The organism is Amycolatopsis vancoresmycina (assembly GCF_000716785.1).
GTDB lineage: Bacteria > Actinomycetota > Actinomycetes > Mycobacteriales > Pseudonocardiaceae > Amycolatopsis > Amycolatopsis vancoresmycina.
The window spans coordinates 100,537-121,362 of record NZ_JNYY01000001.1 but is presented as its reverse complement, the minus strand read 5'-3'; the positions used below and the strand labels follow the sequence as shown (position 1 = coordinate 121,362).

19 protein-coding genes are annotated in these 20,826 nt (G+C 72.7%); 5 read left to right on the top strand and 14 right to left on the bottom strand.

All coding sequences use genetic code 11. From position 1 onward, the window contains the following. Positions 1–5: 5 nt before the first annotated feature. The 5 genes from OO60_RS46235 to OO60_RS44870 form a co-directional block, all read right to left on the bottom strand. Entirely contained in the window at positions 6–224 is a 219-nt protein-coding gene (locus OO60_RS46235; RefSeq protein ID WP_276204609.1) for a DUF5988 family protein, read from the bottom strand. Positions 225–242: 18 nt separating this feature from the next. After that, the gene (locus OO60_RS00500; RefSeq protein ID WP_033260593.1) at positions 243–1,022 is read right to left on the bottom strand and encodes an ABC transporter permease; all 780 of its coding nucleotides are present in this window, start codon (positions 1,020–1,022) and stop codon (positions 243–245) included. Then, positions 1,019–1,984 (bottom strand): daunorubicin resistance protein DrrA family ABC transporter ATP-binding protein, encoded by a 966-nt coding sequence (locus OO60_RS00495; protein ID WP_033260592.1) that lies wholly within the window; start codon positions 1,982–1,984, stop codon positions 1,019–1,021. The genes OO60_RS00500 and OO60_RS00495 overlap by 4 nt, the downstream gene beginning before the upstream one ends. Before the next feature lie 273 nt (positions 1,985–2,257). Continuing rightward, the gene (locus OO60_RS00490; protein WP_162186940.1) at positions 2,258–3,175 is read right to left on the bottom strand and encodes an AraC family transcriptional regulator; all 918 of its coding nucleotides are present in this window, start codon (positions 3,173–3,175) and stop codon (positions 2,258–2,260) included. A 258-nt stretch (positions 3,176–3,433) separates the two neighbouring features. After that, entirely contained in the window at positions 3,434–4,069 is a 636-nt protein-coding gene (locus OO60_RS44870; RefSeq protein ID WP_156081286.1) for a response regulator transcription factor, read from the bottom strand. Positions 4,070–4,378: 309 nt separating this feature from the next. Between OO60_RS44870 and OO60_RS00480 the strand changes: the two genes are divergently transcribed. Next, a complete protein-coding gene (locus tag OO60_RS00480) occupies positions 4,379–5,182 on the top strand; it encodes an SAM-dependent methyltransferase (RefSeq protein WP_003105191.1) in 804 nt (267 codons plus the stop codon). On the opposite strand, the gene OO60_RS00475 is transcribed toward OO60_RS00480, so the two are convergent. Genes OO60_RS00475 through OO60_RS00465 form a run of 3 tightly spaced genes read right to left on the bottom strand, consistent with a single transcriptional unit; the run spans position 5,179 to position 7,237 of the window. Next, complete coding sequence (locus OO60_RS00475; protein ID WP_081655972.1) at positions 5,179–5,526, bottom strand: ClpX C4-type zinc finger protein; 348 nt, start codon at positions 5,524–5,526, stop codon at positions 5,179–5,181. The two genes, OO60_RS00480 and OO60_RS00475, sit on opposite strands and share 4 nt — an antisense overlap. 26 nt (positions 5,527–5,552) lie before the next feature. Next, complete coding sequence (locus tag OO60_RS00470; RefSeq protein ID WP_003105185.1) at positions 5,553–5,939, bottom strand: hypothetical protein; 387 nt, start codon at positions 5,937–5,939, stop codon at positions 5,553–5,555. 56 nt (positions 5,940–5,995) lie between these two features. Beyond that, positions 5,996–7,237, bottom strand: coding sequence for a GDSL-type esterase/lipase family protein (locus tag OO60_RS00465; protein ID WP_033260590.1), 1,242 nt, complete (start codon positions 7,235–7,237; stop codon positions 5,996–5,998). Positions 7,238–7,366: 129 nt separating this feature from the next. Between OO60_RS00465 and OO60_RS00460 the strand changes: the two genes are divergently transcribed. Beyond that, positions 7,367–7,606, top strand: a complete 240-nt coding sequence (locus OO60_RS00460) for a hypothetical protein (protein ID WP_081655973.1) — start codon at positions 7,367–7,369, stop codon at positions 7,604–7,606. Here OO60_RS00460 and OO60_RS00455 read toward each other — a convergent pair. From OO60_RS00455 to OO60_RS00445, 3 genes are all read right to left on the bottom strand, one after another. Beyond that, positions 7,603–8,406, bottom strand: a complete 804-nt coding sequence (locus OO60_RS00455; RefSeq protein ID WP_003105175.1) for a GH25 family lysozyme — start codon at positions 8,404–8,406, stop codon at positions 7,603–7,605. The genes OO60_RS00460 and OO60_RS00455 overlap by 4 nt on opposite strands. Before the next feature lie 93 nt (positions 8,407–8,499). Further along, positions 8,500–9,942 carry a radical SAM protein gene (locus OO60_RS00450; RefSeq protein ID WP_003105172.1) on the bottom strand — a complete coding sequence of 481 codons (1,443 nt, stop codon included), beginning with the start codon at positions 9,940–9,942 and terminating at the stop codon, positions 8,500–8,502. Next, positions 9,942–12,515: a glycosyltransferase gene (locus tag OO60_RS00445; protein WP_240490800.1), complete on the bottom strand. Its 2,574-nt coding sequence runs from the start codon at positions 12,513–12,515 to the stop codon at positions 9,942–9,944. The genes OO60_RS00450 and OO60_RS00445 overlap by 1 nt, the downstream gene beginning before the upstream one ends. A 250-nt stretch (positions 12,516–12,765) precedes the next feature. On the opposite strand from OO60_RS00445, the gene OO60_RS00440 reads away from it, so the two are divergent. Next, the gene (locus OO60_RS00440) at positions 12,766–16,413 is read left to right on the top strand and encodes a family 78 glycoside hydrolase catalytic domain (RefSeq protein WP_033260589.1); all 3,648 of its coding nucleotides are present in this window, start codon (positions 12,766–12,768) and stop codon (positions 16,411–16,413) included. 40 nt (positions 16,414–16,453) lie between these two features. Here the strand turns inward: OO60_RS00440 and OO60_RS00435 are convergent, their stop codons facing one another. Together OO60_RS00435 and OO60_RS00430 are read right to left on the bottom strand one after the other, a co-directional pair. Continuing rightward, entirely contained in the window at positions 16,454–17,761 is a 1,308-nt protein-coding gene (locus tag OO60_RS00435; protein ID WP_033260588.1) for a cytochrome P450, read from the bottom strand. Between the two features lie 195 nt (positions 17,762–17,956). Then, the gene (locus tag OO60_RS00430) at positions 17,957–18,301 is read right to left on the bottom strand and encodes a hypothetical protein (protein ID WP_003105162.1); all 345 of its coding nucleotides are present in this window, start codon (positions 18,299–18,301) and stop codon (positions 17,957–17,959) included. 137 nt (positions 18,302–18,438) lie between these two features. Between OO60_RS00430 and OO60_RS00425 the strand changes: the two genes are divergently transcribed. Together OO60_RS00425 and OO60_RS00420 are read left to right on the top strand one after the other, a co-directional pair. Continuing rightward, the gene (locus OO60_RS00425; RefSeq protein ID WP_003105159.1) at positions 18,439–19,704 is read left to right on the top strand and encodes a cation:proton antiporter domain-containing protein; all 1,266 of its coding nucleotides are present in this window, start codon (positions 18,439–18,441) and stop codon (positions 19,702–19,704) included. A gap of 86 nt (positions 19,705–19,790) precedes the next feature. Further along, positions 19,791–19,973, top strand: a complete 183-nt coding sequence (locus tag OO60_RS00420; protein WP_003105158.1) for a CsbD family protein — start codon at positions 19,791–19,793, stop codon at positions 19,971–19,973. Between the two features lie 63 nt (positions 19,974–20,036). On the opposite strand, the gene OO60_RS00415 is transcribed toward OO60_RS00420, so the two are convergent. Further along, positions 20,037–20,804: an SDR family NAD(P)-dependent oxidoreductase gene (locus tag OO60_RS00415; RefSeq protein ID WP_003105155.1), complete on the bottom strand. Its 768-nt coding sequence runs from the start codon at positions 20,802–20,804 to the stop codon at positions 20,037–20,039. Between the last annotated feature and the right edge of the window lie 22 nt (positions 20,805–20,826).

The following is a 20,826-nucleotide window of genomic DNA, read 5'->3' as shown; positions in this document are numbered from 1 at the left end:
CCTTCCTATTCCGCGAATTTCGTCCGGTCGCACCAGACGAAGACGGCGCCGTCTTCCGGTACTCCGCGGGGGTTTTCCTGGGGGACGAAGTGCTCGTAACCGGTCCGGAACGGGATCTTCAGCCGCTCTCCGCGGAGATCGCCGCGGCGGACCAGCACGGTCACGGGCATTCCGTCGGGTGCTCCTTCCAAGGTCACTTCCACGGTCGGCTCGGCAGAGCCCATGGCCGTTTCACCTCTCCGTCATCCGACGCGCCGGTGGTAGGCGCGGATCGCCAAGGGGAAGAACACGAGCAGCACACCCGCCGACCAGGCCAGCGCCCCGCCGAGCGGCCCGGCGACCGGCCCGCCGCCCAGCAGGCCGCGCACGGCGTCGGCGAGCAGGCTGACCGGGTTGACGCCCGACCAGGCGCGCAGCCAGCCGGGCATGGTCGCGGCCGGGACGAAGACGCTGCTCGCGAACACCATCGGCAGGAACAGCGCGACGGCGGTGCCCTGCACCGCGTCGCGGTCGCGCAGCACCATGCCGAGGAACACGGTGATCCAGCAGAAGCACAGGCCGGCGGTGACCAGCAGCGCCGTCGCGGCCAGCACCTCCGGTACCCCGGTCCGGATCCGGTAGCCGAGGGCGGTCCCCGCCGCCAGCAGCACCGCGACGGCGACCGGGTACCGGACCGCGCCGGCCAGCACCGCCCCGGTCAGCGGGGCCGACCGGGCGATCGGCATGCTCCGGAAGCGGTCGAACACGCCGCTGCCGGCGTCGGCGTTCAGCCCCACCCCGGCCGACATGGTGGCCATCAGCACGGTCGGCACCATCAGCCCGGGGACGAAGTCGCGGAGGTACGCGCCGGCGCTGCCGGCGATGGCGCCGCCGAACAGGAACCCGAACATGACCAGGAACAGCAGCGGCTGCACGGTCACGTCGACCAGGTGCTCCGGGTTGCGGCGGATCCGGCGCACCCCGCGCCCGGCCAGGATCAGCCCGTGCCGCACGGCTTCCGCGGGTGTCACCCGGCCGCTCACCCGGCGCTCCCCTCGCGGGCCGCGGGCACTGCGGCACCCGCGGGTTTCCCGGTCAGGGCCAGGAAGACCTCGTCGAGGCTCGGCCGCCGCAGGCCCAGCTCCGTCACCGCCAGCCCGGCCCGGTCGAGCTCGCGGACCAGGGTGGACAGCACCATCGGGTCGGCCGCCGGTGCGGTGAGCAGGCCGGTGCCGGCGTCCCGGGCGGGCGTGGTGCCGGTCAGCCCGCCGAGCACGCGGGCGGTGGCGTCCACGTCACGGGCCAGTGCCGGCCGCACCTGCACGGTGCAGCCGCCGACCCGGCGCTTGAGCTCCTCGGGGGTGCCGTCGGCGACCACGCGGCCGGCGTCGAACACCGTGACGCGGTCGGCGAGCCGGTCGGCCTCCTCCAGGTACTGCGTGGTGAGCAGCACGGTGACCCCGTCGGCCACCAGCTCCCGCACCACCTGCCACAGCTCCCGCCGGACGTGCGGGTCGAGCCCGGTGGTCGGCTCGTCGAGGCAGAGCACCCGCGGCCGGCCGATCAGGCTGGCCGCGAGGTCGAGCCGGCGGCACAGGCCGCCGGAGTAGGCCGACGCGGGCCGGGCGGCCACCGCACCGAGCTCGAAGCGCTCGAGCAGCTCCGCCGCCCGGTCCCGCGCCGCGGGGCGGGGCAGGCCCAGCAGGCGGCCGAACAGCACCAGGTTTTCCGCGCCCGTCAGGTCCCCGTCGACGGCGGCGTACTGGCCGGTGAGCCCCAGCAGCGCGCGAACCCGCGCCGGTTCGCGCGTCACGTCGAGGCCCCCGACCCGGACCAGGCCGCGGTCCGGCCGCAGGAGCGTGGCCAGGATCCGCACCACGGTCGTCTTCCCGGCGCCGTTCGGCCCGAGCACGCCGACCACCGTGCCGGCTTCGGCGGCGAACCCGGCCCCGTCGAGCGCCGTGGTCCGCCCGAACCGTTTGACCAGGTTCTCCACCCGGATCATCGGCGGCACATTCCCTCCTTCACGCGTACTCTTTTTCCGGCTGGGTAAGGAATCCCTGCATTTCCCGCCCGATGTCCATGATCCGCCGGGGCGGCCCAGCGGCGAAATCCGAAAAGCGAACGATTCTTCCCGGAATACCGCAGGGATCCGGCAGAGTCACTTCTCCCGAGGCGAGCCGACCTGGCCCGGCTGGTGTCGCGAATGACTCATTCGGGACCTCGGAGGTCTCGAATGAGTCATTCGCGACGTTCCGACGCGGCTACCGCGGCGAATTCACCGCCGGAGCGTCTGCGACGGGGGTTCCCCGAATCGCTGCCGGTACCGGGCGGCGAAGTGGCCGGCGTGCAGGAAACCCCATTCCGCGGCCACCGCGGTCACCGTGACGGCGTCGGACTGCGCGGCCCGCAGCTGGTCACGCACGCCGCGGAGGCGGATTTCGCGCAGGTACTCCATCGGCCCCATCTTGAGGTGCTTGCGGAACCCCAGCTGCAGCGACCGCTCGGTGACGTCGGCCTCGCGCGCCAGGCTCGCCGTCGTGTGCTGCCACTTCGGGTGGTTGTCGATCCACTCCAGCGCGATGCTGACCGCGCGGGTCGGCGCGGCCGGGACCTCGCCGTCGAGCATCCTCGTGTAGTTGCCGGGCTGGCCCAATAGCAGCGCGGTGGCCAGCGTGCGCTCGAACATCTCCGCGACCGCCCGCCGCTCGATCAGCGACCCCGGCCGCTCGAGCTCGGTCACCAGCATCCGCAGGCCGCGCAGCCAGCTCCGGCCGTTGCCCGCGGCGACGGGCATCGCGGAGGCGAACCGCAGCGGCTTGCGCAGCGGTGCGCCGAGCAGGTCGGACAGCCGCGCCTCCAGCGCGGTCCGCTCCAGCCGGACGACCAGCTGCGCGCAGTCGCCCGGCCACTGCAGGGCCACCGGGTCCGCCGGGGAAAGCACCGCGGCGGTCGCGGCGGACAGCCGCACCCGCTCGCTCCCGCAGCGCGCCTCGGCTTCGCCGGCCAGCGGGATCAGCACGGTGAAGAACGATTCCGCGGGCCGGGACCCGAGCGACACGGTTCCGCCGTAGCGCAGCGCGCTGACCGACAAATCCCCTAATCGCGCGTAGTGCATTCGCGCGTCGAGCCGCGGATCGGCACCGAGCACCCGCAGGGTGTGCGGTGTCCAGACGCGGCTCACTTCGTCGCGCACGCGATTCGGGTCACGAGAACGGAAGAGCTCGTAACGCGCAAGCGGCAATTCCCACGCGGAGCCGTCTTCCCTGGACAACACCGACCTCCGTCCACTATTCGGCGAATTCGTCCGGACCGGTGGCCGCGCCGTCGCGCCTTCCCCGGGCATCCGGGCACCAGCGGCCGGGGCCGCGAATGCGGGACCGCGCCGGCCGGCTGTCATCGTATGGGCGCCGCCGCGGCGGCCGCATCGGTCGAAAGAACGAATTCGACGATTTCACACGACGCCGAGGTCGCGGGCGAAGGCGGCCAGCTGGGTGCGGCTGCGCAGGTCCAGCCGGGCCAGCATCCGGGAGACGTGCGTCTTGATGGTCGACTGGCTCAGCCCCAGCTCCGCCGCCACCTCCCGGTTCGAACAGCCCTGCGCGACGAGCCGGAGCACGCTCAGTTCCCGGTCGGTCAGCGGGATCCGCGGGGCGTCCGGCGGCCGGTGCGGTGCCCGGTCCCGGAACTGCTCGAGCAGTTCCCCGGCCGCGGCGGGAGTCAGCCAGCCGCCGCCCGCGGCGACCGCGCGCACCACGGCCGGCCACGGGTATCCGCCGCCGCCGTCGACGACGTAGCCGCGCACGCCGGCTTTCGCGGCCGCCACGACGTCCTCCGGGTGGTACACGTCGGCCCGCAGGACGACGGCGGGCGGGCGGCCGCCGCGGGCGATGTCGCCGGCGATGGTGACGCCCTCCGCGCCGAGCACGGCCCGGTCGAGCACGACCACCGACGGCGCGAATTCCTCGAGTGCGGTGACGATGTCGCTCCAGGTCGCCGGCGACCGGTGCCGCACCTCGACGTCCGCCGCCCCGGCGAGCTGCCACCCGATGCGGCGGGACTGTTCCGGGCAGGTCAGGATCAGCAGCACGCGGATCACGGTCGCGGCGACCCGCTTCCGCCGTCACCGGGACGGCACCGCTTCGAGCAGTGGTTCGGACCTGTGGTCCCGATCAACCGCGTTCACCTCCGGGTCGTTCGGCCGATGCCCGGCGGAAAGTAGCGCAGCCGCAACGAAGCGCACCAGCAACGCACCGTGGATCTTCGTCCCGTTGGCGCACATCACCGGTTCGCCGCAGCGCCCGTGGGCCGTCCGGTGCACCCGTCTCGGCCGGAAGGCCCCGCGGATCCCCGCCCCGCTAAGGTGGTTTCCGGCCCGGCGACCGAGGAGGGGGCGAGCGTGACCGACGAGGAAGACGCCGACTGGATCCCGGCCGGGGCCGATCTGTCCCGGCCCAGCGCCGCGCGCATCTACGACTACCTGCTGGGCGGAGCCCACAACCTCGAGCCCGATCGCGAGGTCGCCCGGCGGCTCCAGGCCATCCAGCCGCGCGTGGCCGGCGTGGCCCGGCGGAACCGGGCCTTCCTCCGGCGGGCCGTGCGGTACCTGCTCGGCCAGGGCGTCCGGCAGTTCCTCGACCTGGGTTCCGGCATCCCGACCGTCGGCAACGTGCACGAAGTGGCCCAGGAGGCCGCCCCGGAGGCCAGGGTCGTCTACGTCGACCACGAGCCGGTGGCCGTCGCCCACAGTGTGGCGCTGCTCAAGGACAACCCCCACGCCGAGGCCCTCGAAGCCGATGCCACCGACACCGAAGCCGTGCTGAAGTCCGAGCAGGTGCACCGGCTGCTCGATCTCGGCAGGCCGGTCGGGCTGCTCGCCATCACGCTGGGCCACTACCTGCCCGAGGTCCGCGGCGTGTTCGCCGCCTACCGGGACGCGCTCGCGCCCGGGAGCTACCTGGCGCTCACCCACCTCACGAACGACTTCGCCGTCCTGAACGACCCGCGGGTGGCCGAGACCATGCGCAGCACCCAGGACCACATCTACCCGCGTTCCCGGGACGAGGTGCTCGCGCTCTTCGACGGCTTCGAGCTCGTCGAGCCGGGGCTGACCACCTCGGCGAACTGGCGGCCCGACCGGCTCGCCGCCGTGGTCGACCCGGAGGAAGACGGCCTCTACGCCGGGATCGGTGTCAAGGTCTAGGCGAACCGCTCCCACGCCGACTGGCGGGTCATGCCCAGGGCCTCGCCGACCTGAGTCCACGTTGCGCCCAGCGCACGGGCCTTGCCCACCCAGGCCGCCAGGTTCTCCTGGACCTGCGTGCTCGCCGCCGACACCGGGCCCAGGTTGGACAGCACCTGCTCGAGCGGCAGGTCGTGCTCCCACGGCGCGATCATCGGCGCGTCCGCGGGCTTCCCCTCGATCGCCGACACGCACAGCTGGACGCAGCCGTCGCAGATGAACACGCCCGGGCCGCCGATCAGCGTCTCCACCTCCGTGTTCGGCTTGGCGCAGAACGAACACCGGGCGATCACCGCTGTACTCATACCTGACCTCCTTGTCAGGCGAGACCTTACAGCCGTAAGGGAGCGCCTGACAAGAGGAACGCCGCCGTCCAGTCCGCGAGCTCCGTCAAGCGGGTCGTCAGCTCCTCGATCTCGGCCCAGCGGCGGTGCTCGCGTTCCAGGTCCGGCACCAGGAAGTCCTCCACCAGCAACAGGAGCGTCGCGATCTCGTAAGCGACGTCGGCGAGCTGCAGGAACGGGCGGTACTCGATCTCGCTGCCCGTCCCGTGCCGCGCGGCCCAGTCGCGGGCGCCGTGGCCGGCCGCGCGGCAGACCGTCACCACCGTGCGGCGGAGGTCGGTGCGGCGGGAGGCCGGCTCGCCGTCCGCCAGCGGGGCGACGTTCCAGGCCACCGACAGCAGGCAGCACCCGGCGTCGTCCATCGACTCGTTCATCACCCGGCGTACTCTGCGGACCCGCGGGCACAGTTCCGCCGTTCCGACTCGCCCCATCACCCCATCGTGTGGAGAACCGGCCCGGATCGGGCGAGCATCGGGAGCGAGACGAAGTCCGCCAGGGCCTGCTGGCCGGCGGCGTTCGCGTGGATGCCGTCGCCGTTGTCGTACGCCGGGAGGATGCTGTTCGGCTTCAGCGGGTCCGCCAGCACCGTGTCGAAGTCCACCACGCCGGAACACGTGCCGCCGCAGGTGTTCCAGCGCCCGACGAACAACGCGATCTCGTGCCGGGCCAGGTTGGCCTGATCGGAGTAGCCGGGCCGAGGCGTGCTCGGCGTGACGTACACCGAGATCCCGGCCGCGCGCAGCCGGGCGAACACCGCCCGGTAGCTGTCGAGGATCGCCGCCGCGTCGCAGCCGTACGCCAGGTCGTTCGTGCCGTAGTAGTAGATGACCGCGGTGACGCCGTGCAGCGCCAGGACGTCCCGGTCCAGCCGGCTCGACGCGTCCAGGCCGGCGACCGACGGCGGCATCGCCGGGCACGACCGGGCGCTCGTCGTGCCCGAGACGCCGGCGTTGGCCACCGCGAGCGGGACGGCCGCGGCGACCATCCGCCGCGCCAGGTCGTCGGTCCAGCGCCGGTCCGGGGCCGGCTCGGTGCAGCCGGGCCCGCAGTTCGTGCTGCCGACGCCGTCGACGACCGAGCTGCCGAACGGGACGACGACGCCGGTCAACGCCTTGTTGTGGACGTCGACCGCGCTGACGACGTAGGTGGCGCCGACCGTCGACGTGAAGGCGCTCCCCGAGACCTCGCCGGTGTGGTCGCCCGAGCCCGGCGGCGTGAGGTAGTTGTCCCGCAGTGCCGCGCCGTGGCGGCCGGGTACCGCCGTACCCTCGACCGACAGGCTCACCGCGAGGTCGGAATCCGGCCGCGTCGCGAGCCTGGTCTCGTCGCTCCAGACCTCGCCGCCGGCGGGGATCGTGACCGCGGGACGGCCCGCGAAGGTCAGGTCACGCGTGAAGGAGACGGCGGCGCCGCCCGCGCCCGGCCCGGCGGTGGCGTGCCCGACGGTCAGCGGCCCGGTGCCGAAGGTGTTCTGGAACCGGACGCGGACGGCGTCGCCGCCCTGGCTGAGGTGGGTGATCATCCGCAGCGACTGGCCGGTGACGGGCGTGTCGGCCCGGCCGTCCTGCGACTGCGCCCACGCCGTGAACCAGGCGTGCCCGGCCCCGGCGGCGCCGGGCGCGGAGGCGACGACGGCCACGAAAACCGCGGCGAGAAGGGCGATCCTGCGCACGGCGCCTCCCGGGTCCACAAAGGACGGATGTCGAAGACCTCGACACCGCATCGTAAGCAGCCGGTCACGGAGGCGACAAGGTTTTGTCCGATCTTGTCAGCGGCGGCGGATTCCAGTTCGATGGCGGACATGACCGAACCACGCCTCTTCGGCGATCCGTACGAAACCCCGGACGGCACCACGGTGATCCCGGTCCACCGGCCGGTCGGGGTGTTCGCGGTCCGGGACGGCCAGGCCCAGTGGGCGCCGGCGGTGGACGCCACGCGCGTCGCGCTGCTGGGCGTGGGCGTCGGGCTGGTCGCCGCCACGCTCGCCGGGATCGCCATGGTGCACCGGCCGCCGTGGCCCGACCTGCGCCGGCGGCGCTAGCCCCTCGCCAGCGCCTGGACCCGGCCGATCGGGCCGTTGTAGTAGTTCTGGTCGCCCGGCAGCCCGCCGCCGCGCGCGAACTGCCAGATGCTCTGCTTGTCCCAGCCCGCGGGCAGTTCGCCGATCACCGGGGCGTACCGCGCCAGCCACAGCGGGTTCGTGCCGCCGAACCGGCCGGTGTTGCCGGTGCACTGCTTCCACCACGCCGTGCTCGTGTAGATCAGCGCGCTGCGCTTGACCTTCGCCAGGTACGTGCGCGTGAAGTCGGTGAGCCACGCCGTCATGTCGACCGGGTTCTTGCCGTAGCAGACGTCGCCGTAGGGGTTGTACTCGATGTCCAGCGCACCGGGCAGGGTGGTGCCGTCCGCCTGCCAGCCGCCGCCGTGGGCGATGAAGTACGCCGCCTGCTCGGCGCCGCCGGAGACGTCCGGGCGGGCGAAGTGGTAGGCGCCGCGGATGAGACCCGCCGCGTGCGCGCCGTCGTACTGCTGGCCGAACTGCGGGTTGACGAACCCGGTGCCCTCGGTCGCCTTGACGTAGCTGAACTTCGCCCCGGCGCCGGCCGCCGCGGGCCAGTCGACCGGGCCCTGGTGGCCGCTGACGTCGTGCCCGAGCGTCTGCCCGGGGACGTCGGCGCGAGGTGTCCCCTGGACGCCTTCGTGCCGCGCGATCTGGGTGCCCGCGGAGTTCGCGGCCGCCAGGGAGTAGTCGGCCCGCGCCGGTGCCGTGACCACCACCGCCGCGAGCACCGCCAGCGCGGCCGCGCCCGAGAGCCGCTGTCCCGCCACGATCAGGTTCATCCGCGCTCCGCTCTCGGAAGGAACAGGTCCGAGACCCATGCTGCCTGCCACGCTCGGCTCTCGCGAGGCTTGTGTCACCCGATGCAGTGATCTTCAGAGTTCGGTGGTGATGATCGCCTCGACGAGCACTTCTCCCGCGGGCGTGAGCTCGACGACGTCGGGCCCCAACCGGACGAGGCCGCGCGAAGCCAGCGAACGGAACTTGCCCAGCCACGGCTCCGCGAACAGCGAACGTCCGGGAAAGCGCTCGCGGTGCAGGGACTCCCGCAGCGGCTGCAACGTCGTCAGCGCCATCTTGACCGCCCGGGCTTCCTGCGCTTCGGGGGTGAACCGCGTCGCCGACCCCAGCGGGATCCGGCCGGCGAGCACGGTTTCGGTGTAGCGGCGGGAGTTCACGTCGGTGATCGCCTCGGACGCGCGGCAGCTCGAACTGCCGCCGAGCCCGATCGCGACCTCGGGCTCCTGCTTGTCCTGGTCGACCATGATGGCCTTCCACTTCTCCGGCCCGCGCCCGTCGCGCGCGAAGTACATCGTCGGGTGTTCGGTGTAGCCCGCGGCCCGCAGGCCCTCGGTGAGCAGCTCCCGCATCTGGTACTGCTCGCCCAGGGTCGGCCACCGGTGGCCGTCGCCCACCAGCTTGTCGCGGTAGGACGGCAGCTGCCACGCCGCCGGCTTCTCGCCGGTGACGCCGGTGCGCGTGTCGCTGTAGGACGCCAGGTGCAGTTTCGTGCAGACCACGGCCGTGACCTCGTTCTCCAGCACGACGTCGAGATCACGCCGGACGCTGTCGAGCGTCTGGTCGAGCAGGCCGTACATCAGGTCGATGCTGACCCACTCGAAGCCCAGCGCACGAGCGTTGCGGACGAAGTCGACGCACATCGACGCGGTGTGCTCCCGGCCGCAGAGCTGCAGGACGTGGTCGTCGAACGACTGGACGCCGCTGGAGAGCTTGGTGCAGCCCAGGTCCCGCAGCAGCTCGAGCTTGGCCGGGGTGAACGTGCTGGGGTCGCCCTCGAACCGGATCGTCGTCGCGGGCGTGAACCCGAAGTTCTCCCGGTAGAACTCCAGCAGGCGGCGGATTTCGGGCTCCGGCAGCAGCGACGGCGTGCCGCCGAAGACGTTGAACTCCCCCACTTCGGCGCCGCGCAGGTTCGGCACGGCGTCGAGCCACAGCTGCGCTTCGGCGATGTTGAGGTCGACCCAGGACTTCGCCTTTTCGTACGCCACCTCGGGGTTGCCCTTCACCAGCACCACCGGGTACTGGCAGAACCGGCAGCGGTAGGCGCAGGTCGGGATGTAGGACCACAGGTGGATCGGGCCGCTGGAAGCGAGCTGCTCGTCCAGGTCGGCCAGGAACTCCGACGGCGAGCCGGGCACGTTGCCGGGGAACACGTGCGCCCCGAACGGGTCCTCCTGCACGAAATCCAGCAGGTGCCGGTTCTCCGGCGCTTCGAGGACGTCGAGCACCGCGGGCCGCGGCCACGCGGGATCGGTCGTGTGCAGCGAGCCGATCGCGGCTTCGTAGCTCAGCGTCATCAGAACACCCCTCCGTTGCCGAAGTAGTTGTGGGCCTCGCCCGATTCGCGGTCCTCGCAGTAGTAGCGGACGAACTCCGCGAACCGCTCGGCCGGGACGTCCGCCAGGCACGGCGGCAGCGGCGGCGGGTGCCCGATGTCCGCGCCGACGTGCCGCCGCAGGCAGGCGAACAGCTCGTCGGCGAACTCGAAGTACAGCCGGTACGACGGCGTCTTGTAGGCGTGGATCGGCGTGAAGTCGACGACGCGCATCTCGTGCCGGATCTCGGTGATCCGCCGCGCCAGCCGGGCGGCCAGGTCCGCGCCGAAGAACGCGATGACGGCGTCGTCCTCCAGCAGGGCGGGGGTCAGCAGCACCGGCAGGATGGTGTTCTTCGGCGTGAAGTCCTTGATGGAGAACTCCCATGCCTGCTGCGCCTCTACTTCGGTGAGGTCGGCCGGGACCGCCGGTGCCGACGGCCGGATGTCGCGCATGACGATGATGCCGTCCGAGCCGTACGCCCGGCCGGCGATGACCTCGTCGATGGCGTGGTCGACGCGGCGCGGGTTGATCTCGACGCGCGAGCGCGGCGCGTACGTGATCGCGTCGCCGCCGCTGGCGACCTTGATGCCGAAGTCCCAGTCGTCGGAGAGGTGGTTGACGAACTTCCCGTCCTGCAGCTGGTAGAAGATCTCGATGCCGCCGGCGCGCTCGTAGGCGTCGCGTTCGACGGCGAAGCCCTTGCCGTCGGGGAAGCCGCCGAAGAGCGCGAAGGTGACCGCGCGGCACCGCAGCGTCCGCTGGATCGCGTCCCACAACCGCGGCCGCCCGGTGAAGTGGTTTTCGTTGTAGTAGTAGTCGCAGACGCCGATCGCGGCTTTGCTCGACTCCATCGCGGCGAACAGCTCGCTCAGCCAGTGCGGGTCGACGCGGCAGTCCGCGTCGGCGGACACGAGGTAGAACCGCTCCCCCGGGTCGCTTTCCGGCCGGTTCCGGCTGCGGGCCGCGGCGAAGTCCATCCCCGCCCGCCGCGCGCACGAAACGCCCTGCTCCGGCTCGTGGATCACCTGCAGGGCCAGGTCCGGGTGCGCGGCCGCGAAGGCACGGGCGACGGCCACGGTGTCGTCGGTGGAGTTGTTGTCGACGAGCACGACCTCGTACCGGCCCTTGTCCAGGGGCGCGTCGCCGTCGCGCTGGTCGTGCAGGCTCCGCAGCACCTCCGGCAGGTTCGCGGCTTCGTTGTACACCGGCAGCACCACGCTCAGCCGCGTCGCCGCGCCCATCGGCGGCGGGTACAGCCGGTCGACCAGGTCGTCGGCGACCCGCGCCCCGAACCGCGCCTGCCCCAGTTCCGCATTCGCCCGCACCACTTCGGCCCGTTTCCCTTCGTCGGTGATCAGCTCGGCGACCTCGCGGGCGAACGCCGCGTCCGGCAGGTCGCGGGCCCGGATGTCCAGCACCGGGGCCAGGAAACTGCCGTAGACGACGTCGTAGAGCTCGTACCCGCTGGTCACGTAGGGCGTGCCGGACGCGATCGCCTCGCTGACCGGGTTGCCGTAGCTCTCGTAGTCGTAGGAGGTCAGGAACGACACGACGGTCGCGTGCGCGAGCAGGTCGCGCACGGAGTACCGGCCGGGGACGACCGTGTCGTACGGGGTCAGCCAGCCGCCGAACACGACCCGCCCGCGCACGCCCAAGCGCGTCGCGAGGTCGACGAGCCGGGCGTGCTCGGTGGGCGTCTCGCGGGTGTCACCGGCGACGAACAGCCAGGCGTCCGGCAGCAGCGCGAGGAGGTGCAGGTCCCGGTCGATGCGCTTCTGCGGGATGATCCGGGTGATCCGCGCCAGCAGCGGGACGTCCTCGGGAATGCCGTGGTCCCGCCGGAAAGCCGCGTTGCGCTCGTCGATCCGTGCGGGCGCGATGGCGAAGGAGTTGGGCAGGACGTCGATGTTGGCCAGCTCCGGAACCCACTCCAGCGTCCGCGACTTCGCTTCCTCGTGCAGCGCGAAGTAGTGGAGGTGCGGGGAATTGCGGGGCGCGGGGACGCCGGGGTACGGGAACGTGCCGTACTTGGCGGGTTCGCTCTGCCACATCAGGTCGTGGTCGCGCCAGAACACGAACCGGCCGAGCCGGTGCCGGGCGCCGTAGCGGGCGATCGCCCGGTACAGCGCTTCGGCGTAGGCGATGTTCTCGGGCAGGGTGCCGTTCTCCACCATGACCATCGTGACGCCGAGGCGTTCCCAGGTGGCCACGATCCGGTCCGCCAGCTCGCCGGCGACCCGGTCGATCTCCGGGCGCAGGGCCGTGTCCCCGTCCTGGACGGCTTCGCGCAGGACGCGCTCGACGAACTCCCGGTCGTAACCGCGGATTTCGCCGACGCGTTCGACGCGGTCGAGCGTGACCCACTCCGGCAGCAGCCGGGCTTCGTCGCGGTAGGGCCGGAAGAAGGCGCCCTTGTCGGCCTTGATGTCGTACCCGAGGTCCAGGTGGACGCGGTGGCCGCGGGCGGCGAAGCGGCGGGCCGTCTTGAGGAACTCGACCACGACCCCGGACAGCGGCGTGGCGTCGAAGGAGACGCCCCAGAGCACTGACATCGATGTCAAACCCCCGAATCGGCTTGGCCGTCGATCCCAGCGTAAGCGCCGCGGTGTCGAACGGCCGTGTGAGCGCTTTCGTGGTCGACCGACGGCGCCGACGACCTGAAACGATTTAGGCACGGCGAGGCCGAGCCGTCTCGCTACCAAAGGAGTATTGCCCCTGAGTGACCCGCTCATTACAGTCTCCAGGCACGCCGGGGTTGAAACGTTCTAAGCCCGGCGCCCGTCCCGCCGCAAGGGAGCCTGCATGCTGCCCTCGAAGCTTTGGCGCGCCACCACCACGACCCTCGCCGCGATCCTGGCGCTTTCGGCCGCCGCGGTTCCCCCGGCCGGGGCCGCGCCGCCACCGGCCCTCACCGGGGCGCACTGGATCTGGTACCCGGAGGGCGATGCCCGGGTCTCCGCGCCGGCCGCCACCCGCTACTTCCGCACGACGTTCACCGTCCCCGCCGGCGCGGTCACCGACGCCCGGCTCGTCCTCACCGGCGACGACACCGCCGATGTCTGGCTCAACGGCACCCCGCTCGCCTCCTCGGCCCGGATCGCGGACTCGTGGCGGACGGCGCTGCCGGTGGAGCTGCGGCCCGCGCTGGTGCCCGGCGTCAACACCCTCGCCGTCGCCGTCCGCAACGCCGGCGGCCCGGCCGGCCTGATCGGGCGGCTGCAGGTGACGACCGCGGCGGGCACCACCGACGTGACCACCGGAAGCGCCTGGAAGAGCGCGACGAGCGCCCCGGACGGCTGGGCACAGCCCGGGTTCGCGGACGGGAGCTGGGCCGCCGCCGCGGACCTCGGCGCCTACGGCACCGCGCCGTGGGGCACCGGCGTCAGCACGCCGTCCCCCGCGGCCGCGTCACCGCTGGCGGTCGCGAGCGCCACGGTCGCGAACCGGGTGAACCCGCTCGGCGTCGACCCGGCGCAGCCGCGGTTCGGCTGGAAACTCACGTCACCGGCGGCCGGGCAACGGCAGTCGGCGTACCAGCTCGTCGTGTCCGCGGGCGGGAAGGACGTCTGGGACAGCGGCCGCGTCGCTTCGGCGCAGCAGGCCGACGTCCCCTACGGCGGCCCGGCGCTCGCCTCCCTCACCGCGTACACCTGGCGCGTCCGCGTCTGGGACAGCCAGGGCCGGGCGTCGGACTGGAGTCCGGTGCAGCGCTTCGAAACCGCCGTCCGGGCGGCCGAGTGGACCGGCGCCTTCCTCGGGCGCGCCGCCGCCGGGCCGGACCTCGCCGGGGCGAGCTGGATCTGGTACCCCGAAGGCGATCCCGCCGGTGGCGTGCCGCCGTCGACCCGCTTCTTCCGCCGGACCCTGGACCTGGCCGCGGTCCCGGCGAAGGCCACGCTGGTGGTGACCGGGGACGACACCGCGACCGTGTGGGTGAACGGCACCCGCGTCAGCGACTCGCCGCGGGTCACCGACTCCTGGAAGACGGCCGCGGTCGTCGAGGTCGGCAGCCTGCTGACGGCCGGGTCGAACACCATCGCGATCAGCACGGAGAACACGACCCAGAGCCCGGCGGGGACGATCGCGAAGCTGACCGTCCAAGGTGGACCGACAGTGGTCACCGACGGGACCTGGAAGGCGAGCCAGAGCGGCCCGGACGGCTGGCAGCAGCGCACCTTCGACGACAGCTCGTGGCCCGCGGCGCGGGCGTTGACCGCGTACGGCACCGGGCCGTGGGGCGCGAACGTCGCCGTCAGCGCCCCCGCTCCCCTGCTGCGCAAGAGCTTCACCATCACGAAGCCGGTCGCGAGTGCGCGGCTGCTGACGACCGCGCTCGGGCTGCAGGAGACGCACCTCAACGGCGTCAAGGTCGGCTCCGAAGTGCTCGCGCCCGGCTGGACCGACTACACGAAACGGCTGCAGTACCGGGTTTCCGACGTCACCGGGCAGCTCCGCACCGGCGAGAACGTCCTGGGCGCGCTGGTGGGCAACGGCTGGTACTCCGGCAGCATCGGCATCGCCGGCAGCCAGAAGTACGGCACCGAGCCGTGGTACTCGGCGCAGCTGCGGCTGACGTTCACCGACGGCACGAGCACCACGATCGCCTCCGACGGCACCTGGAAGGCCGGTGACGGCCCGATCCGCGCCGACGACCTCTACCAGGGCGAAACCTACGACGCCCGGCTCGCCACCGGCTGGGACCGGCCCGGCTTCGACGACCGCGGCTGGGCCGCGCCGCGCCTGCGCACCGGCGGCGTGCCGAACCTGGTGTCCCAAGTGGACAACGGCGTCACGGTGCAGCAGGAGTTCAAGCCGGTCGCCTGGACCCAGCCGAAGCCCGGGGTGTGGGTGGCCGATCTGGGCCAGAACTTCAGCGGCTGGAACCGGCTGTCCGTCACCGGTCCCGCCGGGACGACGGTGACCATGCGGCACGCGGAGGTGCTCAACCCCGACGGCACCATCTACACCACCAACCTCCGCGCGGCGCAGGCCACCGACCGGTTCACCCTGGCCGGCACCGGCGCCGCGGAGACCTACGAGCCGCGGTTCACCGTGCACGGCTACCGGTACGTCGAGCTGACCGGCCTGCCGTCCGCGCCGGCGGCCGGGACGCTGACCGGGCGGGCGATGTGGACCTCCGGGGCGCGGACCGGCACGTTCACGACGTCGAACGCGCTGGTGAACCAGCTGCAGCACAACATACTGTGGGGCGAACGGTCCAACATGCTGTCGGTGCCGAGCGACTGCCCGCAGCGCGACGAGCGGCTCGGCTGGACCGGCGACATCGGGATCTTCGCCGGGACGTCGGCGTTCAACCTCGACGTGGCGAACTTCCTCGGCAAGTTCAGCGACGACCTGACCGACGCGCAGCACGACGACGGGTCGTTCACCGACGTCGCACCGGGCGTGCTGGGCGGTTCGGGCACGGCGGGCTGGGGCGACGCGGGCGTCATCGTGCCGTACACGCTGTGGCAGCGCTACGGCGACACCGGCGTGATCCAGGAGCACTTCGCCGCGATGGTCCGGTGGGTCGAATACCTGCGCTCGACGGCGGGCGCGGACCTGATCCGCGACCACCAGACGTACGGGGACTGGCTCAACGTCAACGACAACACGGCGCAGGACCTGATCTCGACGGCGTTCTTCGCGTGGTCGTCGCGGCTGGTGTCCCGGATGGCGGCGGCCACCGGGCATCCGACGGAAGCGGCGACGTACGGGACGCTCGCCGACCAGGTCGCGGCCGCGTTCACCCGGCGGTTCGCGGCGGCCGACGGCACGATCGGGTCGGACTCGCAGACCGGGTACGTCCTGGCCCTGGCGTTCGGCCTGCTGCCGGCGTCCCTGGTCCAGCCGGCGGCGGACAAGCTGGCGGCCCGCGTCGCCGCGGCGGGCGGGCACCTGAGCGTCGGGTTCCTCGGCGTGGAGAACCTCCTGCCGGTGCTGGCGGCGCACGGCCACGCCGACGTGGCCTACCGGGTGCTGCTGCAGCCGGACTTCCCGGGCTGGGGTTACATGATCGGCCACGGCGCGACGACGGTCTGGGAGCGCTGGGACGGCATCAAGCCGGACGGCTCGTTCAACGACCCGGGGATGAACTCGTTCAACCACTACGGCCTCGGCTCGGTCGGCGACTTCCTGTACCGCTCGGTGGGCGGCCTCGGCCCGGCCGCTCCGGGCTACGCGGCGCTGCGGATCGCGCCGGTGCCGGGCGGGGGCTTGACATCGGCGAAGTCGGCGTACGAAACCCCGTACGGCGGCGCGGTCAGCGACTGGTCGACGGCGAACGGGGTGGTGACGCTGCGGGTGACGATCCCGGCGGGGGCGTCGGCGACGGTCGTGGTGCCGACGTCCCGGCCCGCGGGGGTCGTGGCGCCGCCCGAGGCCGTGCCGTCGGCGCCGGGGACGTACTTCCTGCCTGCGGGTTCGTACGTGTTCACGGCCCCGGTGTGACGGGGTGGGCCGGTGCCGCGGCGCGTCCCGCGGCACCGGCTCAGCCGACCAGGCCGAGCTTCAGGTGGAAGTTGTCCAGCGTCGCCGGCAGGGGCCGCTCCGGGGACAGGACCGGGCCCGCCACCGGCTCGAACCGGTGCCCGCGCAGCAGGTTCGCCAGCATCGTGCTCGCGCAGAACTGGACCAGGTCACGGCCCGGGCAGATCGCCGGGCCCGCGCTGAACGGGACCAGCGCCGGGTTCTCGGCCGCCCGGCCGTCGAGCCAGAGGTCCGGCTCGAACCGGTCCGCGTAGGGCAGCTCCGGGTCGCGGTGGAAGAACGGGGTGAAGATCAGCACCGTCGTGCCGGCCGGGCCCCACGACGTCTCTTCCGTCGTTTCCCGGAGGAGCATCGGCGTCGTCGGCCACAGCCGGACCGACTCGAGCACGCACGCGCGCAGGAAGCTCAGCTGCGCCGGTCCGGTGCCGTCGATTTCCTCGCGGGCGCGTTCCTGCTCCGCCGGGTGGCTCGCGAGCACGGCCAGCGTCCGGAACGTCGCCATGCCCGCCGCGTCGAACGCGAACAGCCAGTGCGCCACCTGGTCGGGGGCGCTGGCGGTGTTCTCGGTGTCTTCGGCGGCGATCACGGCGGCCAGGCTGCCGGGCTCGGCGCGGTCCAGGTGCTCGGTCAGGCGGCGCTTGAACTCCTCGCGCAGCCGCTTGCGTTTCGGGTGCAGGTACGCCCAGTTCGCGTCGAGCCGCAGCCGTCCGAGCTGGTCGGTGAGCGTGGCGTCGTCGCGGGCGGCCGAACCGAGCACGACCCGGCGGACCACGCGCCACCAGGTGACGGTGAACGTGTCCCAGTCGAGCGTCGTCTCGCGCCGCAGAGCGGCCGCTTCCTCGGCGATGGCCTGGGCAAAAGGCGCGGCGAGCTCGTGCAGCGGACGGCCGGGCTGCAGGACGGCCTCCGTGAAGGCCCGGCGGGCCGGGCGGTCGGCCGGGCCGGAGATCAGGACGCCGTGCGGCTGGAAGTGCCCCAGCGCGGCCCGTTTCTCCACTGTGGACGGACTGAACGGCGTCGGCGCCCCGGCCAGCACGCGCTTGACGTCCGCGCCGGACAGCGCCAGCTCCACCGACCGGCCGGGCACACGCAGCCGCAGCGGCCGCCCGTAGTGGCGCTCGCGCAACCGGCGCAGCAGCCGCACGGCCGGCCGGTCGAGCTGCAGCTTCCCGGCCACCCCCAGCACCGCCGGACGCCGTTTGATCACCCCACCGGCCAAGCTGGGCAGCGCCACCTCAACGGCAACACGCAGAGTCTCGGCCACCGAAGCGGTCTCCGGTCGCGCACGTCGCTCCTGAGTGGACGTCATACCGCCCGGCTACCCGCCCACCACCACCGGGAAACGCGTGTCGTCCCGCCAGGTACGCGTGTCGTCCGCCTGGGTACGCGTGTCGTCCCTCCAGGTACGCGAGATGCCCCTCCAATCACGCGAGTCCCGCGTACCGGAACGGACGACACGCGTACTCAGATGGACGACACGCGTGCCTGGACGGACGACACGGCGTCAGCGGCGGAGGGCGACGTTCAGGACGTCGCCCGCGTGGTCCAGGCAGTCCACGCAGATCACCGCGTCGCGGGCGGCGCAGTCCACGCGCAGCAGGGGACGGCGGAGGCCGAGGAACGTCCGGCGCTCGCGGCGGCCGCAGTAGTCGCAGACCGCGGCCAGGGGCGACGTCACCGCCGCCAGCACGTCACCCACCGGGGTTTCGCGGTCCGCGCCGTCGCGGACCACCCGCAGGCCGGCCCGGACGCAGTCCACGCAGATCGGCCCGTTGCGGCCGGGCACCCGGGGGTCGCGCCGCCTGCCGCAGAACCGGCACGGCCCGCTCGCCCCGTTCGTCGCCGTCACCGCGGCCTCCTCGCCGGTTTCGCCGCTCGCACGCCGGGAATCCGGGCCGCAGCGCGCCTCTCCCCGGCCACGCTACCCGGCTCCCGGGCAGCCGGCCGATCTCGGTGCGGCGGAGATGAGCGGGCAGGAGGAGCGATTTGTCGTCGTTGACGGTGTTGTTCGGGGTGGCGGGCCTGCTCGCGCTGGCCGCGGCGATCGTGCCGAAGCTGGTCGCCGACCGGCCGTTCTCGGTGCCGCTGGTGATGCTCGTCGCCGGGATCGTGCTCGGGTTGCTGCCGCTGCCCGCCCCCTACGGCAACGGCTGGAGCGATCCGGCCGCCCACCTGCACGGCGTGGAGTCGTTCGCGCAGCTGGGCATCCTGGTCGCGCTGGCCGGGGCGGGCCTGTCCGTCGACCGCCCGTTCGGCCTGCGGCGGTGGGGGTCGACGTGGCGGCTGCTGGCCCTGACCATGCCGCTGTCGATCCTGGCGATCGCCGTGCTCGGGTACTGGTGGCTCGCCCTCGCGCCCGGGGTGGCGCTGCTGCTGGCCGCCGCGCTCGCGCCGACGGATCCGGTGCTGGCCGGCGACATCGGCGTCCCGCACCCCGATGTCGAGCCGGAACTGGCCAGGGACAACGAGATCCGCTTCACCCTCACCACCGAGGCCGGCCTCAACGACGGCCTGACCATGCCGTTCGTGCTGCTCGGCCTGGCCCTGGTGGGCCACGAACCGCGCCTGGACGTTTCCTGGGTGCTGGTCGAGCTGCTGCTGCCGCTGGTCGTCGGCGTCGTGGCCGGTCTGGTCACCGGCCGGGTGCTGGGCTGGGCGATCTTCCGGACGCCGTCGGACCGGCTGCGGCTGGCCGAGTACGCCGACGGGCTGGTGCTGCTCGCGCTCGCCTTCGTTCCCTACGCGCTCGCGGAAGCGGGTCACGGCAACGGGTTCGTCGCCGTCTTCGTCGCGGCGGTCTCGGTGCGCACGCAGGAACGCGAGCACGACTACCACGGCGTCCTGCACGCGTTCGGCCACCAGCTGGAACGGCTGTTCGTCCCGCTCGCGCTGCTGGGGCTGGGCCTGGCGCTCGGCGACGGCCTGCTGCGCGGCCTGCGTCCGCTGGAGGTGGTGCTCGCGGTCGTCGCGGTGCTGGTGGTCCGGCCGGTGGCCGGCTGGCTGTCGCTGCTCGGCGCGCCGTCGCCGGGACGGCCGGCGACGGCGGCGATCGCGTTCTTCGGCGTCCGCGGCATCGGCACGCTGTTCTACCTGGCCTACGCCCTCGACCGGGCGCCGGTCCCGCAGCAGGACGTGCTGTGGCGGGTCGGGGCGCTGGCCATCGCGGTTTCGGTGATCGTGCACGGCGTCCTGGCGGAGCCGGCGATCCAGCGGATCGAGCGGACGGGCGGTCATCTGCCGGCCGATGTGTAGCTTCCGAACCAGTGGGTAACCCGGAGTCAAGGCCCTTTTGGCGACTGGCCGATCCGGAAATGTCGCCGCGACGGAAGGTGCACCCGATGAACGACAAGCTGGAAAACAAGGGCGAAGAGCTCAAGGGCCGGGCCAAGGAAGCCGTCGGCGACGCCACGGGCAACGAGCAGTGGCAGGCCGAGGGCAAGGCGGACCAGGCCAAGGGTTCGCTGAAGCAGGCCGGTGAGAAGATCAAGGACGCCGTGAAGGGCGTCACGGACAAGGACTGACACAGGTTCCCGCTGCCGCACCCCGGATCCCCGGGGTGCGGCAGTGTTTCGTGTCCGGGGCCCTCAGCGATAGCGCGAGGCGAGTTCCGGGCGCTGTCCCCCGAAAGCGGCGAGGTCGGCCCGGAAAACCGCGTCCAGCAGGCTCGTGTCCTCGACGCCGGGCGCCGTGACGACCTCGCCGAGGGCGAAGCCGCGCAGGCTCGCCGTGACCACGTCGGCGGCGGACATGCGGGGCACGGCGCTCAGGTCGAGCCCTTGCCGCTCGTGGAACTCGGTGGCGACGACACCCGGGCACAGCACCTGCACCCGGACGCCGGACCCTTCGAGTTCCGCGTTCAGCGTCTGCGACAGCGCGACGAGGTACGCCAGCGATCCGGCGTAGACCGCCCGGCGGGGCATGACGGACGCGTCCGCGGGGCCGCTGAACGCGATCATCCCGGCCACGTTGACGATCCGTCCCTCGCCGCGTTCCCGCATGCCCGCGACCGCCGCGCGGGTCAGCATCGTCGGCGCGGCGACCTTGACGTGGACGAGTTCGCGGGCCTTGTCCGCGGGCAGCTCGGCCAGCGGCATGTAGTGGGCGACACCGGCGTTGTTGACGAGCATCGTCAGCGGCTCGGTGGCGCAGAGTTCCGCGACGACGCCGGCGCCGTCGTCGGTGGACAGGTCGGCGGTCACCGTGCGGACACCCGGGTGGGCCGCGGCGAACTCGGCGAGGCGGTCCTCGCGGCGGCCGGTGACGATCAGGTCGTAACCGGCGGCGGCGAGCCGTCCGGCGAAGGCCCGGCCGATGCCGGAGGTGGCGCCGGTGACGAGGGCGAGCTGGTTCATGGGGTTCCTTTCGGTCCCTTCC